This window comes from Endozoicomonas sp. SESOKO3, from assembly GCF_024606255.1.
The window spans coordinates 1-1,615 of sequence record NZ_JAHHPR010000714.1 but is presented as its reverse complement, the minus strand read 5'-3'; the positions used below and the strand labels follow the sequence as shown (position 1 = coordinate 1,615).

The following is a 1,615-nucleotide window of genomic DNA, read 5'->3' as shown; positions in this document are numbered from 1 at the left end:
GAGTCCATGCTGGATACGATAGAACAAATTCCCTGGAAAGCTTACACCGCAGTTGTTCAAAAGACGGTTGCTCAAAAAAGGACCAGTAAATACGATAAGCTAACCAGTCTTGCCTTTTATATCGAAGCTGCGGATCGGCGAGCCGTAAGAAAACAGGAAAGGCTGCTTAAAGATATAGAGGACAGGCTGCAGATCTACCCCATTGCAAACGATGCGGCAAAAGAAGGGGGCAAGACGTTCCTTGCTAAACTGGCCAATGATCTGGGGTTAATGTTTGAAAACGACGTCCACCTCAATGACAACAAGTATGCTATTGACTGCAAAATTTCGGAATTAATGGATGAAGTAGAAGAAACCTATGGCGATGAAGAGATCAGAAGGGGCAGAAACAATGAAATGGCTCATCAACTCAACATTGAGAACTATAAAGATGACGCCAGTATAGAAAACCAAAACATTCTAATTATCAAAAAACTCAAACAGCTGGATAAAGAAGTTTCCAAAGCAGGTGTTGCTGAGGTTAATGAGCATATCACAGTTATTGAAAATGAACTTGACAGGCAAATGGCTCGCCTCGGCCCCAAACCCCGATACGTTCTTGATCGTGAAGTAGCGACAATCAGGCGAGCAATAGAAGAAGCTGAAAGTGAGCAGAAGACAGCTAAGCAAAAACTGGATGCTATTCATACCAGACAATGTTTCTTTACCGGGACTCCAGCTGTCAGCGGAGGCCGCTCGGATGAAATCGACACAGTTCTTAATCAGGCAATGGAAATAGCTCAGACCGGGCTGGGTCTGACTGCAGGTGACGAGCAAACCCTTGAAGAGCGGGTAGAGGACATCAAACATTTCCTGCAGGGACACAGTAAAGAAAGACGAAATGAAATTTTTAAGGAACTGAGAGCTCAAATACATCTTGACATTAAAACGACAGGTTATCCCCATTTACACGAAGTAGTTGATTACTTTGTCGATACTTTAGTCTATGTAGATACTCTTGTTCGGGAAGCAGAAGATGAATTCAGTGAAGCATTGGATGAACAGACTTTAACCAGACAAAAACACTCTCAGGTCACAGAATTCCTTCGTGAACACGACAGGAAAAGTATGGAAGTGACCAGTACACAGCTTGAAGAAAGGAATGCACAAGCGAATCTGGATCGTAAAAAACAAGAGATTGAAGATCTTGGAGACATTGATGAGCAGACCAAAACCGCACATAACGAGGAAATGGCTGCACTGGGTTTAGTTCTGGAGCAGAAAAGTGAAGCTCTATCAAAAGCAGAAGAGGCTCTGACGGATTATCATAAAGCAGTTCTTAACACCATCGAAGAAGCCGTGGGTCTTGAACCAGAGGCTACTGACACTCAGGAACAACGGGTTAATGCCCTGAGAAACAAACAGTTACAACTGGGCCGTGATGACGTTGTTAGCAGCAGGGTCCGGCAACTGATTCAGGAAAAGGCCCGCCTGGAAGGTGAAATTGAAATCAGGAAAGCAGACATTGAGAGAAAGAAGGACGCCCTGGCGGTTGCAGAGAAAGCTGTTGAAAATGACGATGGTCCCTTCCAGTACACGCCGAGGCAGGCAAAAGTTCGGGCCGCTATGGACGACT

General features: G+C 44.8%; 1 protein-coding gene. It reads left to right on the top strand.

Annotated elements, in window-relative coordinates; genetic code table 11:
* On the top strand, positions 1-1,615 hold a 1,615-nt coding region (locus tag KDK18_RS12550), incomplete at both ends, for a hypothetical protein (protein WP_257255268.1).